The following is a 22,557-nucleotide window of genomic DNA, read 5'->3' as shown; positions in this document are numbered from 1 at the left end:
ATCCTTAATATGCGTGATGATCGTGCTTGATCTCGTCGGCCGTGATCTTTTTGCTGTCCATCGCGCGCCAAACGACGAAAATATAGCCCAAAACAAACGGCACTAGTAGGCTCACGTAGGCCATAACGTTTAGCGTGTAGTGGCTAGAGCTTGCGTTTTTGATCGTGAGCGAGCTTTGTAAATTTGAAAACGACGGATAAAACGCCGTATCGGCAAGTCCGGCCACCAAAAATAGCCCAGTAACGGTTAGCACTACGCCCACGCCGTAAGGCACTACGCCGTAGATACTGGTCGTAAACGCACCCTTAAATATACCGAAAAGCACGAGTCCGACGCCTATAACTATCATTGCAGCTACAAGCGGCATCTGGAGTAAATTTAGAGCGTATTTAAAGCCAACTAGGCTCACTACGCCGCTCTCGTCGTATGCAAAACCGGCTTTGGTAAATATCCAAGCGATGAAGATCAAAAAGAACGGCAAAAACAAAATCGTATTTTTTAGCGCCGCTTTTTTGGCGTTGGCTCTTATCTCGGCATCGTCGATGTTGTTGATGAGGTAGAGCGCTCCGCCCACGCGAGCTAGGAAAAACATCGCGATACCGAGTGGATAGAGCATGATGTTGCCCAGCGCTTCAAGTCCGCGAAACGGCGTCTGCCACTGTACGAAGTTGTGTTCGTTTAGTAAAAAGTCGCTACCCGAAAAAAACGTGCTAACCGCCATACCGATGAGTATAACGCCCAAAGAGCCGTTTATGAAAAGGAAAATTTCATAGGTTTTTTGGCCTAGGAAGTTGTCCGGTTTTTTGCGGTATTCGTAGCTTACGGCCTGGAGGATAAAGCAAAACAAAATCGCCAACCACACCCAGTACGCACCGCCGAAGCTTGTCGCGTAAAACAGCGGAAACGCCGCAAAGCACGCGCCGCCAAACATTACGAGAGTAGTAAACGTAAGCTCCCATTTGCGCCCGATAGAATTTATCACCATGTCCTTTTGCAGCTCGTTTTTGCAAAGTCCGAAAAGTAGCGTCTGTCCGCCCTGAACGAACATCATAAACACCAGCAAACCGCCTAGCAAGCTAACTACGCACCACCAGTAAATTTGTAAAAATTCTAAACTAAGCATGGTTTTCAAATCCTATTTTTATCTGTTTTAGCATGATTTTTATCTCGGCTATCAAAAGCGCCGTAAATAAAACGGCAAATAGCCAGAATGAAATTTTGATGTTGGTGTCGGCTAAATTCGTAGCTCCCACGCCCACGGTCATGAGGTCTTGCACGACCCACGGCTGACGCCCTACTTCGGCTACTATCCAGCCCGCCTCGATCGCCACTAGTCCTAGCGGGATACTAAATACGCACGCCCACAGCAGCTTTTTGAAATTTTCGATATCGTTTGCCATCGTAAGATACGTAACGACCAAAAATAAAGCCAAAAAGTAAGTACCAAGAGCCACCATTAAGTGAAAGCTATAAAACGTAATACCGACCGGCGGCACGGCGCTTTCCGGGGATTTTAGGTATCCGTAGCCTAGAAATTTCATATTTTGAGCCAGAGTTTGCTCGGCTTGCTCCATCGCGGCTTTATCGCCCGATTTTTTAGCGGCGTTGTAGCTAGCTAGCGCGCTAACGGCTAGCGAGCCTTTGGCCATCTTGCTTGCGACGCTCTCTATATTTTGCGCTTCGTTGCCGTAGACTAAATCCTCGATGCCCGGAGTAAAGCTATCAAATTTTCTAGTAGCCATTATTCCAAGCGCGTAAGGCACTTTTAGTTCGAGTAAAAACGCGTCCTTGCCGTCGCCATGTTTTTTAGACGGATCTAGTACGCCCATCGCGACTAGGCCGGCATTTTGTTCGCCTTTATAAAGGCCTTCCATCGCGGCTAGTTTCATAGGCTGGGTGCGCGCGACCTGATATGCGCTCTCGTCGCCGCTAAACATCAAAAACAGCGACGTAACGAGTCCAAAGCTTGCCGCTACGACGATTGATTTTTTAGCCATGATTAGGTGGCGTCCTTTTAGGATAAACCACGCTGAAATTCCTATCACGAAAAGCGCACTAGCAACGTAGCCGCTAGTTACGGTGTGTAAAAATTTGATGATACCTACCGGGCTAAGAGCGACCTCGAAGAAATTTTCCATTTCCATTCTTGCGGTTGCGGGGTTAAATTTCATACCCACCGGATATTGCATCCAGCCGTTTGCGATGAGGATCCAAAGCGCGCTCAAATTTGAACCGACAGCCACGAGCCAGGTTGAGATGAGGTGAAATTTCTTGCTAACCTTATCCCAGCCAAAAAACATAACGGCAAAGAACGTCGCCTCCATAAAGAACGCGAGCAAGCCCTCGATAGCTAGCGGTGCGCCGAAGATGTCGCCGACAAACCAGCTGTAGTTCGCCCAGTTGGTGCCGAACTCAAATTCCATTATGATACCGGTAGCTACGCCGATAGCGAAGTTTATACCGAAGAGTTTGAGCCAAAATTTGGTGATTTTTAGCCACTGCTCGTTACCGGTTTTGACGTAGATACTCTCCATAATGGCGATGATAAAGCTAAGTCCCAGCGTGAGCGGAACAAACAAAAAGTGGTATATGGCGGTGAGCGCAAACTGCGCCCTAGACCAATCGACCGAAGCGATTTCAGACATTTTATTCCTTTGTCAAATTTGAGATAACGAAGTTCGCTTTGGCCTCGTCGCTCTCAAATTTTGAATTTAAACTTTCATCAAAGATAAATACTTTTAAAATCCCGAACATTATAAGCAGCTTGATAGCTATCACGAGCCACAAGCTCTTTCCGAGCTTCATGTTCCTAAAGCCGTCTATATACAAAGACGAGATATTTTTAATATATTTTTTAATCATAACTTAACATACTACAGAAATTTAACTTAAAATATAATTTTAAAGTTTTGATTTTATAAAATTATTTATGCTCTCAAGCGTTTATAAATTTTAAATAAGGTATAATCTCGCTAAAAATTTAAAAGGCACGATATGCAAAAAAATCTAAACGAAACAAAGTATATTTTTATAACGGGCGGCGTGCTAAGCTCGCTGGGTAAGGGCATTGCGGCGGCTTCTATCGCCACACTTCTTAAAAATACCGGACTAAAAGTAAGCATGCTAAAGGCTGACCCGTACATCAACGTAGATCCCGGCACCATGAGTCCGCTCGAGCACGGCGAGGTTTTCGTCACCGACGACGGCGCGGAGACGGATCTGGATCTGGGACACTACGAGAGATTTTTGGACGAGAGCCTAAGTCAAGACAACAACTTCACGACCGGCCGCGTCTATAGCTCCGTCATCGAAAAGGAGCGCAGGGGCGACTATCTAGGCAAAACGATCCAAGTCATCCCGCACATCGTGGGCGAGATCGTGGGTCGCATCAAAAAGGCGGGCGAGGGTCGCGACATACTGATCGTTGAAATCGGCGGTACGGTAGGCGACATCGAGGGATTGCCATTTTTGGAGGCTATCCGTGCCCTTCGCATTGAGGTCGGCCGCAAACGCGCGATGAATATCCACCTAACGCTCGTGCCGTTTATAAAAGTCGCAGGCGAGCTAAAGACCAAGCCTACTCAGCACAGCGTCGGCGAGCTACGTCGCATCGGTATCAGCCCGGATATGATCATCTGCCGCGCCGAGCAGCCGCTAAATCGCGAGCTAAAAGATAAAATAGCCGCGAGCTGCGGCGTAGAGCGCAACTGTGTCATCGAGAGTATCGACTCGGCCAGTATCTACCAGGTGCCGCTCGCGTTTTATAACCAAGATGTCTTAACGCCGATCGCCGAAATTTTAAATTTGGGCGAGCTAAAGCTTGATATGCGCAACTGGGACAGCCTGGTTAAGCGCATCATTGCTCCTACGAAAGAGACCACGATAGCATTTGTGGGTAAATACGTCGATCTAAAAGAGAGCTACAAGAGCCTGACCGAGAGTATCATCCACGCGGGCGCGAGCCTTGACGCGAGGGTAAATTTAAAGTGGATAGATAGCGAGAAGATCGAGCCCTCAAACGTCGAGGAGCTACTAAAAGACGTAGGCGGCGTGCTAGTTGCCGGAGGATTTGGCGAGCGCGGCGTGAGCGGCAAGATCGAAGCGATCAAATACGCCCGCGAAAACGGCGTGCCGTATCTTGGCATTTGCCTAGGCATGCAGCTAGCGCTCATCGAGTTTGCCCGCAACGTACTAAGGCTCGAGGACGCAAATTCGGTAGAATTTAAGCCCGAGTGCGTAAATCCTATCATCTATCTCATTGATAGTTTCATCGACGCGCACGGCCAGACTCAGATCCGCACTCACCAAAGCCCGGTCGGCGGTACGATGAGGCTTGGCGCGTATGCTTGCGACGTGAAGCCTGGCTCACTGCTAAGTCAAATCTACGGCGGCGCTAAAAGCGTCAAAGAGCGCCACCGCCACCGCTACGAGGCAAATCCGAAATACAGAGCCGAATTTGAAGCAAACGGCCTAATAGTTAGCGGCGAGAGCGACGGGCTGATCGAGGCCGTCGAGCTTAGCTCGCCCGCAGCGGGCGCCAAAAATTCGCATCCGTGGTTTGTAGGCGTGCAGTTTCATCCGGAATTTACCAGCCGCTTAACAAACCCAAATCCCGTAGTTTTGGGCTTTATCAAAGCTAGCTTAGGAAACCCGAAATAATCAAATTTAGAGCCGATCGGCTCTAAATTTTCTTTTCCGCGACAAATTTATCCAGGATTACTTTTACGAATTTTTCGGTAGAGTTTTTGCCGTAGCTAAAATAAAGGCTAGGCTCGATAAGCTCGACTTCGTTGATTAAAATTTTATCTTTTGCGCCGATTAGATCTATCCTTGCGTAGACGGGATTAAAGGCAAGCCTAGCTAAAACGTCTCGCGCGACGTTTAGAAAGGCTGCAGTCGGCTCTACCGAGCTAATCTTAACACCGAAATTCGAGTTTGCCCTATAATCCTCGCTAGCAGGCGAGCGGCGTACGGCGTGAGAAAAAACGCCGCCTAAAAATATCAAGCAAATTTCGCCGCTAACGGTGATCTCTTCGATAAAAGGCTGAAGCAAAGCTCCGTTTTTATATTCGCTTAAATTTGATATTTCGTCGATTTTAGCTACGCCGTTGCCGCTCTGTCCGACGAGCGGTTTTATCACGCCGCCCGAGCAAATTCGCCTTAGCTCTTCTATATTTTCATCGCCGTTTAAAAGCGTGCTAGGGATCGCGGGAAGTCCTAAGGCTTCAAGTTCTAAGAGGTATTTTTTCGATAAATTCCAGCGCACGATCTCGGCGCCGTTTATTATCTTCGCTCCGCTTTTTTCAAGCTCGCTTAAAAACGATAAAAATTTAGCCGCGTCTAGGCTGTAATCCCAAGCCGCAAGCGGCAAAATCAAAGAATCTTCGTCTAGCGAACCGACGTCTAAATTTTGCCACGGCACTATCTCGCACTGTGCGCCGCCGTCGCTAAACGCGCGGCTTAAATTTCGCAAGTCCTCGTTGCCCTTTGCGTAAGCAAGGCAACTTAAGATAAAAATCCTCACGCGCTACTCTACCCCGAACGCTGACTTTGCGACTACGGCCGGTACGCCGGCATCGTCGTAAAAAATATCTACGTTTACTTTATAAAGCTCTTGTATTAGCTCTTTAGTTATGGTTTCTTTGGCTTCGCCCTTGGCTTTTATCTTGCCGTCGCTCAGTAGCAACACCTCGTCGCTAAACTGCGACGCTAGCGATAAATCGTGCAGTATCATAACGGTAGTTATACCGTGCTCGCGCGTAAATTTTCTAACGCAGTCCAAAAGTACGCATTGATGGTGCATATCAAGAGCCGAAACAGGCTCGTCCAAAAGTAAAATTTTAGGCTTTTTGATAAGCACGGAGGCAAACATCACCATCTGGCGCTGGCCGCCTGAGAGCTGCATCACGTCGCGACCGGCTAGGTGTAAAATCCCTAGTTTTTTCATTATCTCTACGGCCGAGTTTATTTGCTCGTCTTTTAGATAAAGCCCAAGACTATCCATAAGCCCTAGCAAAACGACCTCAAGAGCCGTTAAACTAGCGTCTACGTAGCTATCTTGCGGCATGTAGCCGATTTTCTTTTTCCACGAGAAATGGTTTTTGAAATTTAACCTCTCTTCGCCGAATTTAATCTCACCCTCATAGCCCATCTCGCCGAAAATTGCGCTTATGAGCGTAGTTTTGCCTGCGCCGTTAGGCCCTAGTACGGAGTAAACCTTGCCTTCTTCAAAGCTAGCATTTACGGCATCTGCCGTGCAAAGCGAGCCGCGGTATATCGTTAAATTCTTAAGCTCTAGCATACGTTTTTCCTTGAGAGGATGATCCAGAAGAAAAACGGCACGCCCACAAACGCCGTGATGATGCCGACCGGAAAGAGTCCGCCCGGATTTATAACCTTAGAAAGTACCGAAGCTATCGACAAAAATGCTGCGCCGACGAAGATAGTAGTGGGCAGGAAAAATCTCTGATCCTCGCCGACTAAATTTCTAGCGATATGCGGAGCGACCAGGCCGATAAAGCCTATAACGCCGACGAAGCTAATAACCGTAGCCGTCATAACCGAAACTATAAGCAAAATTTTAATCCTAAGGGCGGATAAATTTACGCCCATGCTTTTGGCTCGCTCTTCGCCCAGTTTTAAAGCCGTTAGCGCCCAAGTATTTAGCATCAGTAGCGAGATGCATACGACCGTTACGACCGTAGCGACGGCCAGCGTACTCCATTTAGCCTTTTGGAGGCTACCAAACAGCCAAAACAAAATCGCCTGCGAAATCTCGGGCGCGGACAAAAACTGCACCAAAGAGAGCATAGACTGAAACAAAAACAAAAGCGCGATACCGACTAAAACCAAAGTAGCCGACCCAAATCGCCTCATCATCGAAAACAAAAACAGTATAGACGCCGCTAACATCGTCATGATAAATGCACCGATAGGTACGGCGTAAATTTGAGGCAGTCCAAACGAACCAAACGCCATCACCAGCGATGCGCCAAACCCTGCCGCCGCGGCAAGTCCCAGCGTATAGGGGCTTGCCATAGGGTTGTTTAAAAGCGTCTGTATCTCTGCGCCGCCCGCTCCCAAAGCCGCGCCTACGACTAAAGCCATAAGCGCTACGGGAAGCCTGATATCGTAAACGATGTGGTATAAAAATTTATCCTGCTCGCCGCCTAAAATCGGCTGCAAAAGCGTATCTACGACTTCTTTTGGCGAGAGCATCGCAGGCCCGGTACCGATATCAAACACCATCGATACAAGACCCACGGCTATAAAGCTCAAGATGATGATTAAGCGTTTAAATTCGCGCTTTCTATGAGCCTTTACGACCTCTTCGGAGCTTATTTTATTCATTTTTCGTCCGCTTGGATGGCTATAGTTCCGACGGGAACGACAGGCAAGTACTTTTTGTGAAAATCAATGTAGGTCTTTATCGGATCTACGTCTTTAAATAGCTGCGGATACAAAGCTTTTGCGATATATTGCACCATCGCCATATCCGCAAGCGTTCTTGACGCGCCCATATACAGGCCGTATAGGCGGTTATTTTTGATAGCCGGAAGCTCTGACCAACCGACGCGTTTTTTAAACCCGTCCAGTCTTTTTAACGCTTCGGCTTTATCTATATTTATGCCCATTACCATCGCAGTCGGTTCTTTTTTTAGTTCGGTTTCGCGGCCTGCTATCATTATAACGTCGGGTTTTGCGGCTATGACTTGCTCGGCGTTGATGGGTGCCCACTGCTCGACTAGATCGGCTGCGATATTATCTCCGCCGGCCAAATCTATCAGTGAACCCCACATATCTTTACCGTAGGTTATCCCTGTGTCGTCAGGACCGCCGCGGCCGAATTCTATATAAATTTTAGGTTTAGGCAAATTTGCTTTTGCGATGCGGTCACCCACTTTTTTTACGGTGTCTTCGTATAGTTTAGAGATCTCGTCCGCTCTTTTTTCCTCGCCTAAAATTTCGCCTAAAATTTTAGTGCTTTTTACGTGAAGCTCAACCTTCTCGCGGTTATAATCAAGCACGACTATCGGGATATTTAGATCGGCCAAAGGCTTTAAATCAGGCTCTAGCACGTTATACTGCCAAGATGCGAGTATTAGTAAATCGGGTTTTAGAGAGATAACTTTTTCTACCGAGAACGTACCGACCTCTACCTCGCCGAAGTCCGCAAGCTTATTTAGCTGCGGTAGGGCTTTGCTATATAGATCCCAGCTAGCAGGCGTCCAGTCCGTCCAAACCTCTTTTGAAAAGCCAACGACTTTATCTAAAGCCTTAGTGCCGCCGACGGCTAAAAAGTCGGTGTAGTAAAAACCCAAAGCTATGCGTTTAACGGGCAAATTTACCTTTACCTCGCGACCTAAGACGTCTTTTATGACCTTAGTTTCGGCCGCCGCTTGGGTTGCCGAAAATACCGCAAAAAGCACCAACAGCGCTTTTAAAAAAGTTTTTTTCATATCGTTCCTTTTTGTTGAAATGAGGGCGCAATAATACAAAAATGCATCTTAACCTAGGTTTAAATATAATAATTAATATCATTTTAGATATAATTTCGACTCGTTTAAAATTATAAGAAATTAAATTTCAAAAAGCTATAATTTGCGCATTAGAAAATAAAAAAGAAGGAAAAAGATGAAATTTGAACCAAAATTTAGCCTTTTTTGCGGCGCGGCGTGGGTAAATTTAACTCCAGAGGCGAGCGAAAATTTAGGCAAAAACGGTGGCAAGGCGGCGAAATTTGACGGCGAGGCTTACGCAAAAGCCCGTCAAAACGATGTTGAATAAGGAAAAAATAAAGGAATTACTGAATCAAAGATTTGAAAAGGACATTCACAAAAAACTTTCAGAAATTCCTACGCCCGATGCATTAAAGGACGTATTTAAAGGTGCCGAGCGCATAAAACGCGCGATCGAGCGAAACGAAAAGATCGTCGTCGTCGGCGACTACGACGTGGACGGCGTGATCGCCAGCGTCATAATGGCCGAGTTTTTCGATGATTTGGGCGTTAGCGAGTATTTCGTGCGTATCCCAAATCGCTTTAGCGACGGATATGGGCTAAATCCGCAAATCGTCGAGGAGATAGCAGACGCCAGTCTCATCGTGACCGTAGATAACGGTATCTCGGCAAACGACGCGGCTCAAATTTGTAAACAAAAGGGCATCGATCTCATCATCACCGATCACCACATGCCGCCCGACGTCCTGCCCGAGGCCTACGCGATCATAAACCCGAAGCAAAAGGATTGCCCTTTTCCAAACGTCGAAATTTGCGGTGCTCAGGTCGCGTGGTATCTAGTGGGTGCGCTAAAAGACGTGTGCCGCATCAACTACGATATGGGTAAATTTCTCGATCTCCTCGCTATCGCGATAATCGCCGACATGATGGAGCTTCGCGACCTAAACCGCATCCTGGTTAAGCTTGGCGTAAACCGCCTAAACAGCTCGCGCAGGCCTGCATTTACGGCGATAAAGCAGCTTTACGGCAAGGATAAATTTGAGTGCGACGATATCAGCTTTCTCATCGCGCCGCTCATAAACTCATCGGGCCGTATGGACGATGCGAGCGTGTCTTTTGAGTTTTTGCGCGCTAAAAGCTTAGACCGTGCCTGCGAATGCCTCGACACCATCGTGAGTTTTAACAACTCGCGCAAGGAGGAGGAGCGCACGCTTTTTGAGTGCTCGCTAAAGGACGTGCGCGAGGACGAGCACATCATCGTGACGTGGGGCAGGGGCTGGCACGAGGGGGTCATCGGTATCGTCGCATCGCGTCTGGCTAAGCAGTTTAAAAAGCCCGCCATCGTCTTTAGTATCGACGAAAATCGCGCCAAAGGCAGCGCTAGAAGCGTGGGCAAGCTAGACATCCTCTCGCTCATCGCTAGCCACGAAAATTTACTCGCAGGCTACGGCGGGCACAAGGGAGCGGCTGGCATCGTGATAGATCCGGCAAATTTAGAAGCGTTTAAAAACGCGATAAATAGCTCGTGTATGCTGATGGATCTGCACGAATTTAGCGCGTTTGACGAGCCTCTAGGTGAGATAGAGGCGGGCGAGGTGGACTTTGAGCTGCTTGAAATTTTGGAGCATTTTGAGCCTTACGGACAGAAAAATCCGCGCCCGCTCTTTGAGATCAAATCCGCCGTCGTCAAAAATAAAAAACTAATCGGCAGGGAGCAAAATCACCTAAAGCTCATCTTGCAAAAAGATGGCAAATGCCTTGAAGCGCTGTTTTTTAACTTCACTCGCGAGCCGCATGCGGGCGAGAGTATCGACCTCGTTTTTTCGGTATCGAAAAACTCGTTTCGCGGACTCGTTACGCCGCAACTACTGGTAAAAGAGATATCGTGAATTCGGCTGGTTTTACCTGGATTTTGGATTAAATTTAGAGATTTTTCGGCGGTAATTTTATGGCTAAATCTAAACAAATAAAAGATAAATCTAGCAAAAAGAAAACTATTTTTAGCCAGTCGGTAATCGAAAAGATTTTATTTTATACGTTTATCGCTATCGTCGCCGTTATCTTATATATCATTAGCACGTTTATTCATAAAGAGAAAAAGATAGTCTGTGAAGAACAGCCGCCCGAAGTCATGCTAGCAGCACTCAGAGAAGGTACGCCAGACGCGATAAAAGAGGCAATGAAAAAGGTAAACTGTAGAGAAGTAGAAGTATACAGGCATTCTCGCCATAAACGATTTTTCTCAAGAAGAATGCGCTAAATAAATTTAAATTTAATATTAACATTTAAAATTTGCGCTTAAATTCGGCAAAGTCATGCGATAAATTTTCAAATCGCACCACAAAACGGTAATTTATCGCAAATAAAATAGAAATTTAAAAACCTACGAGATAAATTTAAGATTTTGTAAAAATTCATTTTTGATATTTGCCGTCTTGTTTAAGGCATGACTCTAGTTTCATATCGAATTTAAAAGCAAAATGCCGCAATTTAAACACGCAGTCGTCGTCACGGGCAGTATCGGCAGCGGCAAGAGCGCGGTTTGCGAGATACTCGCGAGCCGCATGCGGGCGAGAGTATCGACCTCGTTTTTTCGGTATCGAAAAACTCGTTTCGCGGACTCGTTACGCCGCAGCTGCTAGTAAAAGAGATTTTGTAAATTTAACCTCGGTTTCGCTAAACTCAAATTTGATGAAGCCGAGATTACTTAAATTTATAATTCTAGTCCGTTAAAGTTACTTTTCTACACACTTAACGCAAACGACCGAAATATCAGGATTTGAGCTAAATTTCATACAAAATAATTAACATTACATAAATATTCATACTTTATTTAAGTCGATTTTTGCTTTAATTTCAATACTAAATATTAATTTTGCAGGAGCGAAAATGAAAATTTCTTACGTTTTGGCGCTGGCCATGGCGTCAAATTTGATGCTTAGCGCCGAGGAAGCGATAAGCTTGAGCCCCGTTACCGTCTCGTCAAAAATGCAAAAATCAGCCCTCGACGAGCCGACTAATGCGCAAATAGTCGGCAAGGGCGCGATACTGGAAAACAGCGACATCGCCAAATCGCTTTCAAATTTGAACGGCTTTACGATGGAGCGTAAGGGCGGAGGCGGCAGCGAGGTTTATTATCGTTCGCAGACGGCGGCTAGACTGCCCGTACTTATCGACGGTAGCACGCTAAACGGCGGCTGCGGCATGCGTATGGATACGCCCATCACCTACATCTCGGCGCAAAACTACAGCTCGGTTCGTATCGTAAAAGGCCCGCAAGACGTCAGATACGGCGCACTCATTAGCGGCGGTATATTTTTCGATAGAGAGATAGCAAGGCTGTCAAAACCGAGCTTTGGAGGAAACGTAAGCGTGTTGGGCGGCAGTTTTAAGCGGTTTGAAACTACCGCGGACGTAGCGGCGGGTAACGAGCTGGGCAGTATAGAGGTTTCCGGCGGACACTACGAGAGCGGCGATTATAAAAGCGGCGGCGGACAGAAAATGCATACACACTATAAACGCAACAGCGTCTCGCTCGTGGGTACGCTAACGCCCACGGAAACTACCGCCTTGCAGTTAAGCGCGGATCTGGGCGAGGGCGAAGCGGCTTATGCCGATAGGATGAGGGACGGCATACAGTTTGACCGTAAATCTTTCGGACTCAAATTTGAACAAGACGTCGGCGAGCACAAGATCAGACTAAGCTCGTATTATCACCAGATCGACCATATAATGGACAACTTCACCATGCGTCCGGTGGTGCCGGGCACGGGGCGCGGCAAGGGATACAGCATCAGTCACCCGATACGCGATATGTACGGCTTTAAGCTAGAAGGCGAGTTAAATTTCGATAATCTAACCAGCTTCATCGGCGCGGGCTATTCGCAAGACTCCTTTAAATGGCGAGGCGCCGGAACGGGCGGGGCCGGCGTATCTAAAGCTGAAATGGATGCCGCCGTATCAAAGCCCCACGTAAAAGAGCGCAAGGTAACGTATAAAACGATATATACTCAAAACGAATACGTCCTAGAAAACGACTACGGGCTTTTTGGCGGACTTAGGCTGGACGCGGGCGAGAGAAAACTGTTAAAAACGCATAAGAGCAGGAAAGAAAATTTATTCTCAGGGTTTTTTAGATACGAAAAATATCTGCAAAATTTAACGCTTTATGCTGGGTTAGGGCACGCACAAAGACTACCTGATCACTGGGAAACGAACAAGGACGCGAACTTAGAGCTACGTAAAGAAAGAAATACTCAGCTGGATTTTGGCGCAGTGCTAAAAGATCAAAATTACGAACTAAGCGCGAATTTTTTCGTCTCAAAGATGGATGATTATATCATGCTAAAATATAATCCTATGGGCATGTCCTCAGACGCCTTTAATACCGACGCCCTGCTATACGGCGGCGAGATCGAGGGCACTACGCTGCTAGCCGATATGTTTAGGCTGGGGGCGGGAGTATCCTACGTCTACGGCAAAGTAACTAAGAATGCAGGAGGCCTAAAAGACGGCGACGCGCTACCTAAGGTTTCGCCTCTAGCGTTTAAACTAAGCGCCGGTTTAGAAAAACCCGACTGGTTCGTCAAAGCCGACTTCTACGCTAACGCGTCGCAAAACCGTGCGCAAAAAGGCTACGGCGACGTGGGCGGCATGGACCTGGGCAAGAGCGATAGCTTTTGGACGCTGGGGCTAAGCGCGGGCTATAAATACAAAAATTATCAATTTTTGCTAGCGGCAGAAAACCTAAACGACGCCAAATACGCCTATCATAACTCAAAAGGCGGCTACGGCGGCGGTATCGCAGGCTACGAGACTATCCCCAACGGCACGAGGCTTTATGAGCCGGGCAGAAGCTTTTGGGTGAAATTTAAGGTGCATTTTTAGGGCGTAGCTCGGTTAAATTCGGCGCGGTTTTGGCTTTATGCTTTGTTTTTAAGCCGCGCCGAATTTATACCAACGTCAAATTTGCCGCGCTAGGCTTTTATGGCTCTTGCCGGTTTTTGGATTTGTAAATTTGAGTACGTTTTTGCCGCCTGGCGTTTAAATTTGAAGTCAAATTTAAACGAGGCGAGCTTGCCGCGCGGTACTTATCGCAAAATAGTCTAAAATTGACGGCTACAAACGACGACGCGGATGTAAATTTGAAAACGAGAGAATAGTAGAAATATTTGGAAAAGCGGGAAATTTGGATAGAAATTTCGGGGAAAGTCCCCCGAAATTTAAGCTCTTTTATTCTCCAAGCGATTTAAAACAGGTTTTAAAAACTCGTCAAATTCATCTTGCGTTAGCACTCTTTTGCCTAGTTTTTCCTTGCACTCTTTACCGAGCTCGCAAAGCACCTCGCGGTTTGCGATGCTTTGGGCCTTGCCGTGCCTTGCTAGCACCGTATTTAGCTCGTGTTCCTCTGAGAAATTAACCAATTCGCGATCTGTTGCCATTTTAGCTCCTTTGCTAAGAATTTGTATGACGATTATACAGTTTTAGGTTTAACGTATGGCTAAATTTGCATGATAAACGAGTTTGCGTAGTTAAATTTAAAAGCGGAGTTTGTAAAAATAGCGGTGTCAAATTTGACGGCTCGCGCTACTCTATCCCGCCCAAAAGCGGTACGAATAAGCACTCGTCAAGCGCTTTTTGCGTTATCTCGCCGCGAGCGTCCTTTGTAAATTTGACGATAAACTGTTTGCCGTCTTTTTTGATAGGAGCTACTAAAATGCCGCCGTTTTTTAGCTGATTAAAAAGCATCTGCGGTACCTGCTGCGCCGCCGCCGAGAGCAAGATCCTGTCGTATGGCGCATAGCTCTTCCAGCCGACGTTTCCGTCGTCAAAACGCACGTGGACGTTGTGGATTTTAAGCACCTCAAAGCGTTTTTTGGCTTCGCTTGCGAGCTTTTCGATGCGCTCGACGCTAAAAACCCTGTGCGCCAAATGCGACAAAATAGCTGCCTGATAGCCGCTACCGCAGCCGATCTCTAGGGCGTTGTCGATGTCTTCGGCCTCAAGCGCCAGCGTCATTTTGGCTACCGTTAGAGGCGAGCTGATCCATTGGTTGCCGCCGATGGGCTGGGCGTCTAGGCTGTACGCGTGGCGAGTGACGGGTGCAAAGATCTCGCGCGGAGTGTCGCAAAGTGCCTTGTAAAGCGAGGGCGTCAGAGTGAGTATATCGCCGATCTCATCGGCCATGTTTGCGCATTTTGATTTTTCTAGAGCGGTCATAAAAGCCCCAAATTTCGTTTGGTTTCAAGGATCAAATTTGAGTCAAATTTAGCCTCTTTCGCAAATTCGCCGCTCGGCAAAAATACGCCCGAAAACTCTAAATCAAGCGAGCTTGCGGCCACGACGTAGCAGCTGTTAGCAAGCGCTAAGGCCTTGCAAAGCGTAAGATATGCGTCCTCGCGCGCCTTGCCCCACATTGCGGGCGCGAGGATGATATCGCAGCCCTTTAGCTGCTGCCAAAGATGGGCAAATCTAAGCTCAAAGCAAATGAGAACGCCGATTTTTAACCCTTTAAAATCAAAAGGCTTTATCGCCGACTCGTCGCCTGAGGCGAAAATTTCATGCTCTAAATTTGGGCAAAAAAGTTTTGATTTATTTTGCGTGTAAAAGACGTTTTGGCTGTTTAGCAGGATAAATTCGTTGTAAATTTCGTTTTTTTGCGCCTGCGTGATTGAAATTTGTGCTAGACCTTTAGCGCGGTTTAGGCTCGTTAGATGAGTGAGACCGAGGAATTTATCGGGACTTAGCGCTTCTTGTAGCGCTTCAAAAAGTATGGCGTCGAAACTGCCGATCGAACCGCCCAGCATAGCGCGGTTTGCGCCGCTAAAAAATCCATCGAAATCATACCCGCTCACACATAGCTCGCTGGCTAAGATGACCGAGTTTCTGGGTGCGGCGGCGATTTTTTCTAGTAGTTCGTCCTGTCTTTGCTGGCAGGTTGGTGCAGTTAGGACGATAGGGCATAAATTTGGACTAAAAGTCGTCAAAACTGATGCTTCCTTTGCTATAGTTGGTCACTTTTGCCTCAAAGAAATTTGACTTTTGGTCGTTAAATTTAGCAAAATCATCGACCCATTTGATCGGATGAGGGACGTTGTAGCGGCGTTTTAGGCCGATCGCGACTAGGCGCTGATCGATGAGGTAGCGGATGTATTGCTCGATGATGTCGTCGGTAAAGCCCATGATCTGGTTTTGCGTGATGTATTTGCCCCATTTGATCTCAAGCTCGCCCGCACGCTCGAACATATCGTAAATTTTTGCCTCGGTTTCAGGCGTGAAAAGATCCGGGCGCTCGGTGCGAACGCTGTTTATCATATTTTGGAAAAGTAGCAAATGCGTGATCTCGTCGCGCTGGATAAAGCGAATCATCTGCGCGCTGCCTAGCATCTTGCCAGCACGTGCCAGAGCATAAATCGCCGTAAAGCCGCTGTAAAAGTAAATGCCCTCTAAAATTTGATTTGCCACCATGGCTAGTAGTAGCTTTTCGTCTGTGACTTCGCCTGCAAGCTCCTCGTAGACGCTTGAGATGTAGTCGTTTTTCTCACGCAGCACTTCGTCGTGCTTCTCCATCTCGTAGATCAGGTCGGTGTTGTCGCAGATGGCCTCGACCATGACGGCGTAGGACTTGGAGTGGTTGGCCTCCTCGTAGGCTTGGCGCGCTAGGCAGGCGTTGATCTCGGGCGCGGTGATGTATGGGTTGATGTTGTCGGCTAGGTTGTTAGTTTGGAAGCTATCCATCGAGATGAGCTGGCTCCAAACCAGATCGTACATGCGTTTTTCGGCCTGCGTGAGGTTGTAGGCGTAGTCGCGTACGTCGTCGGTTGTGTCGACCTCTTTTGGAAACCACGTGTTAGCCTCCATCAGGTCCCAGAGCTTGAGCGCCCACTGGTATTTTGCTTTGGTGAAATTTAAGATGCCGTGCGGATTGCCGTTAAATACGCGGCGATCGGTCAAATTTTCATTTGAGCTTGGATTGTAGATTCTTTTTCGGTTCATAATTTTTTTCTTTATTCTGTAAATTTTTGGGGCTGATTTTAGCTAAAAAATTATTTATATATCTTGAAGTAGACTATTTTATCGCGTTAAATTTGGCTTTACGGTTACAGCTAAATTTAAAAACCCGCATCAAATTTGCGGGTTAAATTTAGCGCTTTAGCTCGATTGCGCGCTGGAGCATTTCGTTGCTAGTCGTTATGCTCTTGGCGTTAGCGTCGTAGGCTTTTTGCGTGACGATGACCTCGGTTAGAGCCTGGGCTAGATCGACGTTTGACTGCTCGAGCATGCTGCTAGCTAGTTTGGCGCCGTAGATGCTTTTGCCGCCTGCATCTTTATAGAAAAATGCCGCGCCAGAATTCGCGCTTTGCGAATAGATATTATCGCCCATTTTTGCAAGGCCTTGCTCGTTTTGGAAGTGATAGAGAGCGACTTTGCCGACGGAGCGGACTTGACCGTTTGTAAACTGCGCCAAAATATTTCCCGAATCGTTGGTGTAATAATCCTTTAAAATACCCTCTCGTACGCCGTCTTGCGCGATCGAGATACTTTTGGCTTGAGACGTGCTAGTGACGCCTGAGTAAATTTGACCCGCAGCCACAGGAGTGCCGAAGTCTAGCTCGACTTGCGAGCCGTTATTATCTAGAGCGCTTAAAGTAGAGTTAACAAGTCTACCTTCGTGATCGAAATTTAGCTCGCCGTTAGTATTTGAGACTACTGCGCCGCTTGCGTCTTTTACGGTCGCCGCCGCATCCCAAACCGTACCGTTAGCGCTCTGAGGTACGCGTTTTGTTAGCGTTAGCTCGAGTTTATTTTTCGTGCCGTCTGCATTTAAAAGCTCGGTTACGAATTTTTCTTGATTTGCCGCTTCTTTAGTAGTGTTTATTTTTGCAGTCAAATTTGGAGCGGTCGTTAGGTCAAAATCCCTTTCAAATTTTTGACTTATACTCCAGTTGCCGTTTTCGTCGATTGGAGCGCTAAATTCAGCCGTTTTACCGTTTGCGTCGGTTACCGTTACGGTAACCATATCGCCTTTTCTAGGGCGGGTTATCGTATCGTCAGCCGTGACTCGCCCGCGTAAATTTATGGTTCTAGAGGGGTTATCTATGCTGCTATTATATGTAGCGTTATCGACTGGCAAAGTGGTTGGCTCGGTTTTAAAAGATGAGTCGAGATTTCCTTTAAAAGTCACCTTTGAAGTCGGTTTGGTTGGTAGATACAAAAACTCAGGCAGGCGGATCTTGCCCTGAGAGCCGATGTCGCCGACATCAAGGTCTGTAGTATCGGCGCCCAGAGTGTAGGCCTGCGTGACTGCGGCTCGTCCGTTTACTCTACCGAAAGCCTCTATCGCGCCCTGGCTTGGAGTCACCTGCGTTAGCGTATTTTGCGTGCCTAGGACGTAGTTGCCTTGATTTGTTACGAGATATCTTTCTTTATCTACACCAAAGCTTCCGGCGCGCGTATAGTATGTGCCAGAGCCGTTCGTTACTCCGAAAAACCCCTTGCCGCCGATCGCCATATCTAGGACGTTATCGGTTTTCATAAATGGGCCCTGCTTGTAAAAGCTAAGCGCCGTCGTCATGCCTGTCGCACCCAGGCCTACTTGGTCCTGCGTCGGATTATTGCCCGCGGCAAAGGATGTTTGATAAAAAATGCTCTTAAATTCGGGTATCGAAGCGGTAAAGCCGACGTTGTTTATGTTGGCGATGTTGTTCGCCCAAACATCCATGCTAAACCCCTGTGTTCTGACTCCGCTAACGCCGTTATATAGGCTTCTTACCATGGATTTATCCTTTTGACGGCTCGGTAAATTCTTTGACTTTGTCGATGCTGACGTATTGTCCGCCGACCTTTACCTGTGCGACGCCGTCGATAAATTTGACGCCCTCTACGAGATAGTTGCCTACGCCGCCGCTTTTGGCTTTGCCTGCTTGATCGACGTAGTTTATCTCTACCGAGTAGGTGCCTGCTTTTGCGTCGTTGCCTGCGCTATCCTTGCCGTCCCACTCAAAGGTATTTGCTCCCGCTTTTGCTTCGCCAAACTCCAGTGTTCTTACAAGTTTGCCGGTATTGTCTCTTATGTTTATCGTGCCGCCTTTTGCCGCGCTTTCTAAAAATCCTGCAAATTTGACGCCTGCGCCTTCTTCTTTTACTATGCCGCTGTCGCCGATTTTAGCCATCTTGCCGAGCACTCCGACGGCGTACATATTTGTGCTATTTTTTAGCTGGTCGGCTAGCTTTTGCATCATTTTATTCGTATTTTCTTGCATCTCAAGCGAGGCTAGCTGGCTAGTTTGGGTTAGCATTTTTTCCGTGTCCATAGGACTTGTCGGGTCTTGATACTGAAGCTCGGTCAAAAGAAGTTTCATAAAAGCGTCCTTGTCTAGCTGGGCGTTTGGATTGGTGCCTGCGGCCTTTTGTAGGGCGTCCGCTGATTTTTTAGCGGCTTGGTTGTTTACCGTAAAGTTATTGGTTTCTAGTCCGTTTGACATCTTTTATCCTTTAAATTTTTATATCTCAAGCAAATTTGATTCCAAATTTACACGTAGCGCGGAACTACGAGCTCTAAACTAGGCGCGGACGCTTCGCTTTGCTCGGCGTCGTCGGAGCCAAATTTGGAGCCTTTGTAGCTCTTTTGTCCTTGCTCTTTTTTGGGCTGATTTTGATCGCTAAAGTTCATCTCAAGCTCGGTAAAGCCCATATTTACGAGGCTGTTTTTAAACTCGGCCTGATTTTGTAAAAAGAGGTTCATCGTCTGCGTGTTTGAGTTAAAATTTATGTGCAGATTGTTGCCGCGATTTACCATCGTGATCTCGACTTCGCCCAAATTTAGCGGATTTAGCGTGATGTTAAAGCGCATAAACGGCGATTTATATGCTGCGACTTGCTCTTTCAAATTTGAGCTAAAGTTGTCAAACGTCTCGCGCACGGCCTGGAAATTTCTGCTTTGCGCTTTAGCGTTTGATATAACGTCTTTTACCATCGCGTTTAGCTCGCTGTTTTCGCTGTTATCGCTTTGGGTCTCGGTCAAAACTTGTTCCTCGGCGCTCTCGCGCTCCGGAAATAGTAAATTTTGTAAATTTATCTTTTTAGAGTCTTGGTCGAGCACAGATTTTTCGCTTTTTGCGGCGGTTAAATTTAGATCGCCTTCGGCTTTGAGGTTTGGTTTCTCGTCTTTTAAATTTGTCTCTTTTTCGCCATCGTTTTTTACCGCTTCTTTTATGATTTTGGAGTTTTGAGCCAAATTTTGTGCGTCTTGCGCTTTTGCATTGGCGTCTTTGGGCTGGGCTTTGTTTTGCTCTTCTTGTACGGCGGCGAGTAGTTTATTTAGCGTATCTTTGGGCTCCGGCTCGCTTGCGCTTATCGTCTCTTCGACCTTGTTTTTTAGTTCGCTAAATGCAAAATTTTTCTTAGGAGTTACGGGTTCAAAGAAATCTTTTTTCGCCAAATTTGGAAATTTCTCGCCCAGTTCGTCAGCCTGGGCTTGCGTCACTTCGATATTTTCTAGACCCAAATTTAGCTTATTTGCGATCTCTATTAGCTCGTTTAGATTTTTGGCTCCCCTTAGCTCGTTTAGCGTCGTTTCGCTTGAGAGCGCTTTGGCTAAGCGGTTTTCGAAATTTGGAAATTTGCTGATTTTCTCGCCGCCGCTAAGCATCTCCAAAATTTGCAAAAGCTGCATAAAAGTCGCGTTTTCAAATAAATTTTCCGCCGCTTCCTCGCCTAAAATTTCTTTTACGTCTGTGCTTTGGATGGGCGCTTTGGTTTGCTGATTTTGAGCTGTTTGAGCGGATAAATTTACGGCTTTTGCTATCTCTTTTAGATCTTTTTCGCTTAAATTTTCGCCCTTTTTAGCGGCCGCGTCTAGCACCATAGAGAGAAATGCGCCGTCTTCTCTACCGCCTTTTTGCGAGCTTTTGCTCTGCTTTTTCACGCCGCCTTTGATGCTCGCGTCAAAGGACAAAATATCGTTTTGAGTAGTCTGCATAAAAACCCTTTGAAATTAACTTCTATAAACCATGCAAGAAACGTTCCAAAGTAGCTTTATTATTTTTATAAGGAAAATTTGGCTAAAATCAGCCCTATTTTAATAACGGAGAAAAACTTTGGAAAAGATACGAAACATCGCCGTCATCGCTCACGTCGATCACGGCAAAACTACGATGGTTGACGAGCTTTTGAAACAATCGGGTACCTTTAACGAGCACCAAGCCGTCGGCGAACGCGTGATGGACAGCAACGACATCGAGCGCGAGCGCGGCATCACGATCCTATCAAAAAACACAGCAATCCGCTACAAAGACACTAAGATCAACATCATCGACACCCCGGGCCACGCCGATTTTGGCGGTGAGGTGGAGCGCGTACTAAAGATGGTCGATGGCGTTTTGCTACTCGTAGACGCACAAGAAGGCGTAATGCCGCAGACTAAATTCGTCGTGAAAAAGGCGCTCTCGCTCGGTCTTCGTCCGATCGTCGTCGTAAATAAAATCGACAAACCCGCAGCCGATCCCGATCGCGTGATAAACGAGATTTTCGACCTTTTCGTAGCGCTTGAGGCAAACGACGAGCAGCTAGAGTTCCCGGTCGTTTATGCAGCAGCTAGAAACGGCTACGCGAAGCTAAATTTGGCCGACGAAAACGTAAATATGCAGCCGCTTTTCGAGACGATCCTGTCTCACGTTCCAGCTCCTAGCGGCGATATAAACAATCCTTTGCAGCTTCAGGTTTTCACGCTTGATTACGACAATTACGTCGGTAAAATCGGTATCGCACGTATATTCAATGGTAAAATTTCCAAAAACCAAAACGTGATGCTCGCTAAAGCCGACGGCACGAAAACTACGGGCAGAATTTCAAAACTCATCGGCTTTTTGGGTCTTGAGCGCCGCGACATTGACGAGGCGCAGGTGGGCGATATCGTAGCGATAGCGGGCTTTGAGGCGCTGGACGTCGGCGATAGCGTCGTAGATCCAAACTCCCCTATGCCGCTTGATCCGCTAAAAATCGAGGAGCCTACGCTTAGCGTCGTATTTAGCGTAAACGACAGTCCGCTAGCAGGCACCGAGGGTAAGCACGTAACCTCAAACAAGATCGACGAGCGCTTATCGGGCGAGATGAAAACCAATATCGCGATGCGCTACGAAAACATCGGCGAGGGTAAATTTAAGGTTAGCGGCCGCGGCGAGCTACAGATAACGATTTTGGCTGAAAATATGCGCCGCGAGGGCTTTGAGTTTTGTCTCGGACGTCCTGAGGTTATCGTTAAGGAGATCGAGGGCGTGCGCTGCGAGCCGTTTGAGCTACTAGTATGCGACGTGCCGGACGAGTTTAGCGGTACCGTGATCGAAAAACTAGGACGTAGAAAGGCCGAGATGGTCTCGATGAACCCGACCGGCGACGGACAGACCAGGATCGAGTTTGAGATCCCTGCGCGCGGACTCATCGGCTTTAGAAGCCAGTTTTTGACCGATACGAAGGGCGAGGGCATCATGAACCACAGCTTCCTTGAGTTCCGTCCGCTCATCGGTAGCGTCGAGCACCGCAGCAACGGCGCTTTAGTGTCGATGGAAAACGGCGTAACGCTAGCATATAGCCTCTGGAACCTACAAGATCGCGGCATACTTTTTGTCGATCCACAGACCAAGACCTACGTGGGTATGATCATCGGCGAGCACAGTCGTCCAAACGACCTAGACGTAAACCCGATCAAGGGCAAAAACCTAACCAACGTACGCGCTAGCGGCTCCGACGACGCTATCAAGCTCGTACCGCCTAGAAAGCTAAGCCTAGAACGCGCTTTGGAGTGGATCGAGGAGGATGAGCTAGTCGAAGTCACGCCGACAAACATACGCGTACGTAAACGCTATCTAGATCCTACTATGCGCCGTAGAATGGCAAAAACCAAAGAATAAATTTTATAAATTTAGCCTGCAAATTTACGCTTTTTGTGGGCTAAATTCCCCTCTTAATTTCCCCGCAATATTTTTACTCCCGCTTTAAATCTGCTCAAATTCGATGTCAAATTTTAGTTTTAAATATAAGAAAAAAGTAAATTATATTACATTTTAATATAAATAGAAAATAATAAATATATAAGAAATAT

Annotated in this window: 20 protein-coding genes; 6 read left to right on the top strand and 14 right to left on the bottom strand. The window is 47.1% G+C overall.

Annotation, left to right across the window (positions count from 1 at the left end):
- Positions 1-4: 4 nt before the first annotated feature.
- From CSHOW_RS10225 to CSHOW_RS10215, 3 genes are read right to left on the bottom strand one after another with little or no spacing between them, the layout of a single operon-like run.
- Entirely contained in the window at positions 5-1,123 is a 1,119-nt protein-coding gene (locus CSHOW_RS10225; RefSeq protein WP_004321684.1) for a cytochrome d ubiquinol oxidase subunit II, read from the bottom strand.
- A complete protein-coding gene (locus CSHOW_RS10220) occupies positions 1,116-2,645 on the bottom strand; it encodes a cytochrome ubiquinol oxidase subunit I (RefSeq protein WP_004321683.1) in 1,530 nt (509 codons plus the stop codon). Before CSHOW_RS10220 ends, CSHOW_RS10225 begins: the two co-directional genes overlap by 8 nt.
- Before the next feature lies 1 nt (position 2,646).
- Positions 2,647-2,862 (bottom strand): DUF4492 domain-containing protein, encoded by a 216-nt coding sequence (locus tag CSHOW_RS10215; protein ID WP_004321680.1) that lies wholly within the window; start codon positions 2,860-2,862, stop codon positions 2,647-2,649.
- Between the two features lie 132 nt (positions 2,863-2,994).
- Here CSHOW_RS10215 and CSHOW_RS10210 point away from each other — a divergent pair, with 132 nt between their 5' ends.
- Positions 2,995-4,659: a CTP synthase gene (locus CSHOW_RS10210; RefSeq protein WP_004321678.1), complete on the top strand. Its 1,665-nt coding sequence runs from the start codon at positions 2,995-2,997 to the stop codon at positions 4,657-4,659.
- Between the two features lie 22 nt (positions 4,660-4,681).
- Here the strand turns inward: CSHOW_RS10210 and CSHOW_RS10205 are convergent, their stop codons facing one another.
- The 4 genes from CSHOW_RS10205 to CSHOW_RS10190 are packed head-to-tail and all read right to left on the bottom strand — an operon-like array spanning position 4,682 to position 8,459.
- Entirely contained in the window at positions 4,682-5,524 is an 843-nt protein-coding gene (locus tag CSHOW_RS10205; protein ID WP_004321675.1) for an ATP-grasp domain-containing protein, read from the bottom strand.
- 3 nt (positions 5,525-5,527) lie between these two features.
- A complete protein-coding gene (locus CSHOW_RS10200) occupies positions 5,528-6,301 on the bottom strand; it encodes an ABC transporter ATP-binding protein (RefSeq protein ID WP_004321672.1) in 774 nt (257 codons plus the stop codon).
- Positions 6,295-7,350, bottom strand: coding sequence for a FecCD family ABC transporter permease (locus CSHOW_RS10195; protein ID WP_004321669.1), 1,056 nt, complete (start codon positions 7,348-7,350; stop codon positions 6,295-6,297). Before CSHOW_RS10195 ends, CSHOW_RS10200 begins: the two co-directional genes overlap by 7 nt.
- On the bottom strand, positions 7,347-8,459 hold the full coding sequence (locus CSHOW_RS10190) for an ABC transporter substrate-binding protein (protein WP_004321667.1): 1,113 nt from the start codon (positions 8,457-8,459) through the stop codon (positions 7,347-7,349). The genes CSHOW_RS10195 and CSHOW_RS10190 overlap by 4 nt, the downstream gene beginning before the upstream one ends.
- 175 nt (positions 8,460-8,634) lie before the next feature.
- On the opposite strand from CSHOW_RS10190, the gene CSHOW_RS10185 reads away from it, so the two are divergent.
- The 4 genes from CSHOW_RS10185 to CSHOW_RS10170 all read left to right on the top strand — a co-directional run bounded on the left by CSHOW_RS10185 (position 8,635) and on the right by CSHOW_RS10170 (position 13,346).
- On the top strand, positions 8,635-8,787 hold the full coding sequence (locus CSHOW_RS10185) for a hypothetical protein (RefSeq protein ID WP_004321664.1): 153 nt from the start codon (positions 8,635-8,637) through the stop codon (positions 8,785-8,787).
- Positions 8,777-10,348 (top strand): single-stranded-DNA-specific exonuclease RecJ, encoded by a 1,572-nt coding sequence (gene recJ, locus CSHOW_RS10180; RefSeq protein WP_039895500.1) that lies wholly within the window; start codon positions 8,777-8,779, stop codon positions 10,346-10,348. The genes CSHOW_RS10185 and recJ overlap by 11 nt, the downstream gene beginning before the upstream one ends.
- Before the next feature lie 59 nt (positions 10,349-10,407).
- A complete protein-coding gene (locus tag CSHOW_RS10175; RefSeq protein WP_004321659.1) occupies positions 10,408-10,719 on the top strand; it encodes a hypothetical protein in 312 nt (103 codons plus the stop codon).
- 629 nt (positions 10,720-11,348) lie between these two features.
- Positions 11,349-13,346: a TonB-dependent receptor domain-containing protein gene (locus CSHOW_RS10170; RefSeq protein WP_004321657.1), complete on the top strand. Its 1,998-nt coding sequence runs from the start codon at positions 11,349-11,351 to the stop codon at positions 13,344-13,346.
- A gap of 335 nt (positions 13,347-13,681) precedes the next feature.
- Here the strand turns inward: CSHOW_RS10170 and CSHOW_RS10165 are convergent, their stop codons facing one another.
- From CSHOW_RS10165 to fliK, 7 genes are all read right to left on the bottom strand, one after another.
- Positions 13,682-13,900 (bottom strand): hypothetical protein, encoded by a 219-nt coding sequence (locus CSHOW_RS10165; protein WP_002950945.1) that lies wholly within the window; start codon positions 13,898-13,900, stop codon positions 13,682-13,684.
- Positions 13,901-14,045: 145 nt separating this feature from the next.
- On the bottom strand, positions 14,046-14,678 hold the full coding sequence (locus CSHOW_RS10160; protein WP_004321654.1) for a protein-L-isoaspartate(D-aspartate) O-methyltransferase: 633 nt from the start codon (positions 14,676-14,678) through the stop codon (positions 14,046-14,048).
- Positions 14,675-15,445: a carbon-nitrogen hydrolase family protein gene (locus CSHOW_RS10155; RefSeq protein ID WP_004321653.1), complete on the bottom strand. Its 771-nt coding sequence runs from the start codon at positions 15,443-15,445 to the stop codon at positions 14,675-14,677. Before CSHOW_RS10155 ends, CSHOW_RS10160 begins: the two co-directional genes overlap by 4 nt.
- Positions 15,432-16,454 (bottom strand): ribonucleotide-diphosphate reductase subunit beta, encoded by a 1,023-nt coding sequence (locus CSHOW_RS10150; RefSeq protein ID WP_002950951.1) that lies wholly within the window; start codon positions 16,452-16,454, stop codon positions 15,432-15,434. The genes CSHOW_RS10155 and CSHOW_RS10150 overlap by 14 nt, the downstream gene beginning before the upstream one ends.
- 148 nt (positions 16,455-16,602) lie before the next feature.
- Positions 16,603-18,234 carry a flagellar hook-basal body complex protein gene (locus CSHOW_RS10145; protein WP_004321649.1) on the bottom strand — a complete coding sequence of 544 codons (1,632 nt, stop codon included), beginning with the start codon at positions 18,232-18,234 and terminating at the stop codon, positions 16,603-16,605.
- A 4-nt stretch (positions 18,235-18,238) separates the two neighbouring features.
- Positions 18,239-18,943, bottom strand: a complete 705-nt coding sequence (locus CSHOW_RS10140; RefSeq protein WP_004321647.1) for a flagellar basal body rod modification protein — start codon at positions 18,941-18,943, stop codon at positions 18,239-18,241.
- 47 nt (positions 18,944-18,990) lie between these two features.
- Positions 18,991-20,439: a flagellar hook-length control protein FliK gene (gene fliK / locus CSHOW_RS10135; RefSeq protein WP_004321645.1), complete on the bottom strand. Its 1,449-nt coding sequence runs from the start codon at positions 20,437-20,439 to the stop codon at positions 18,991-18,993.
- Between the two features lie 118 nt (positions 20,440-20,557).
- Here fliK and typA point away from each other — a divergent pair, with 118 nt between their 5' ends.
- A complete protein-coding gene (gene typA / locus CSHOW_RS10130; protein ID WP_004321644.1) occupies positions 20,558-22,366 on the top strand; it encodes a translational GTPase TypA in 1,809 nt (602 codons plus the stop codon).
- The last annotated feature ends 191 nt before the right edge of the window (positions 22,367-22,557 follow it).

Source organism: Campylobacter showae, from assembly GCF_004803815.1.
Classification (GTDB): domain Bacteria; phylum Campylobacterota; class Campylobacteria; order Campylobacterales; family Campylobacteraceae; genus Campylobacter_A; species Campylobacter_A showae.
The sequence above is the reverse complement of the archived record's forward strand: the minus strand, read 5'-3'. Positions and strand labels throughout refer to the sequence as shown.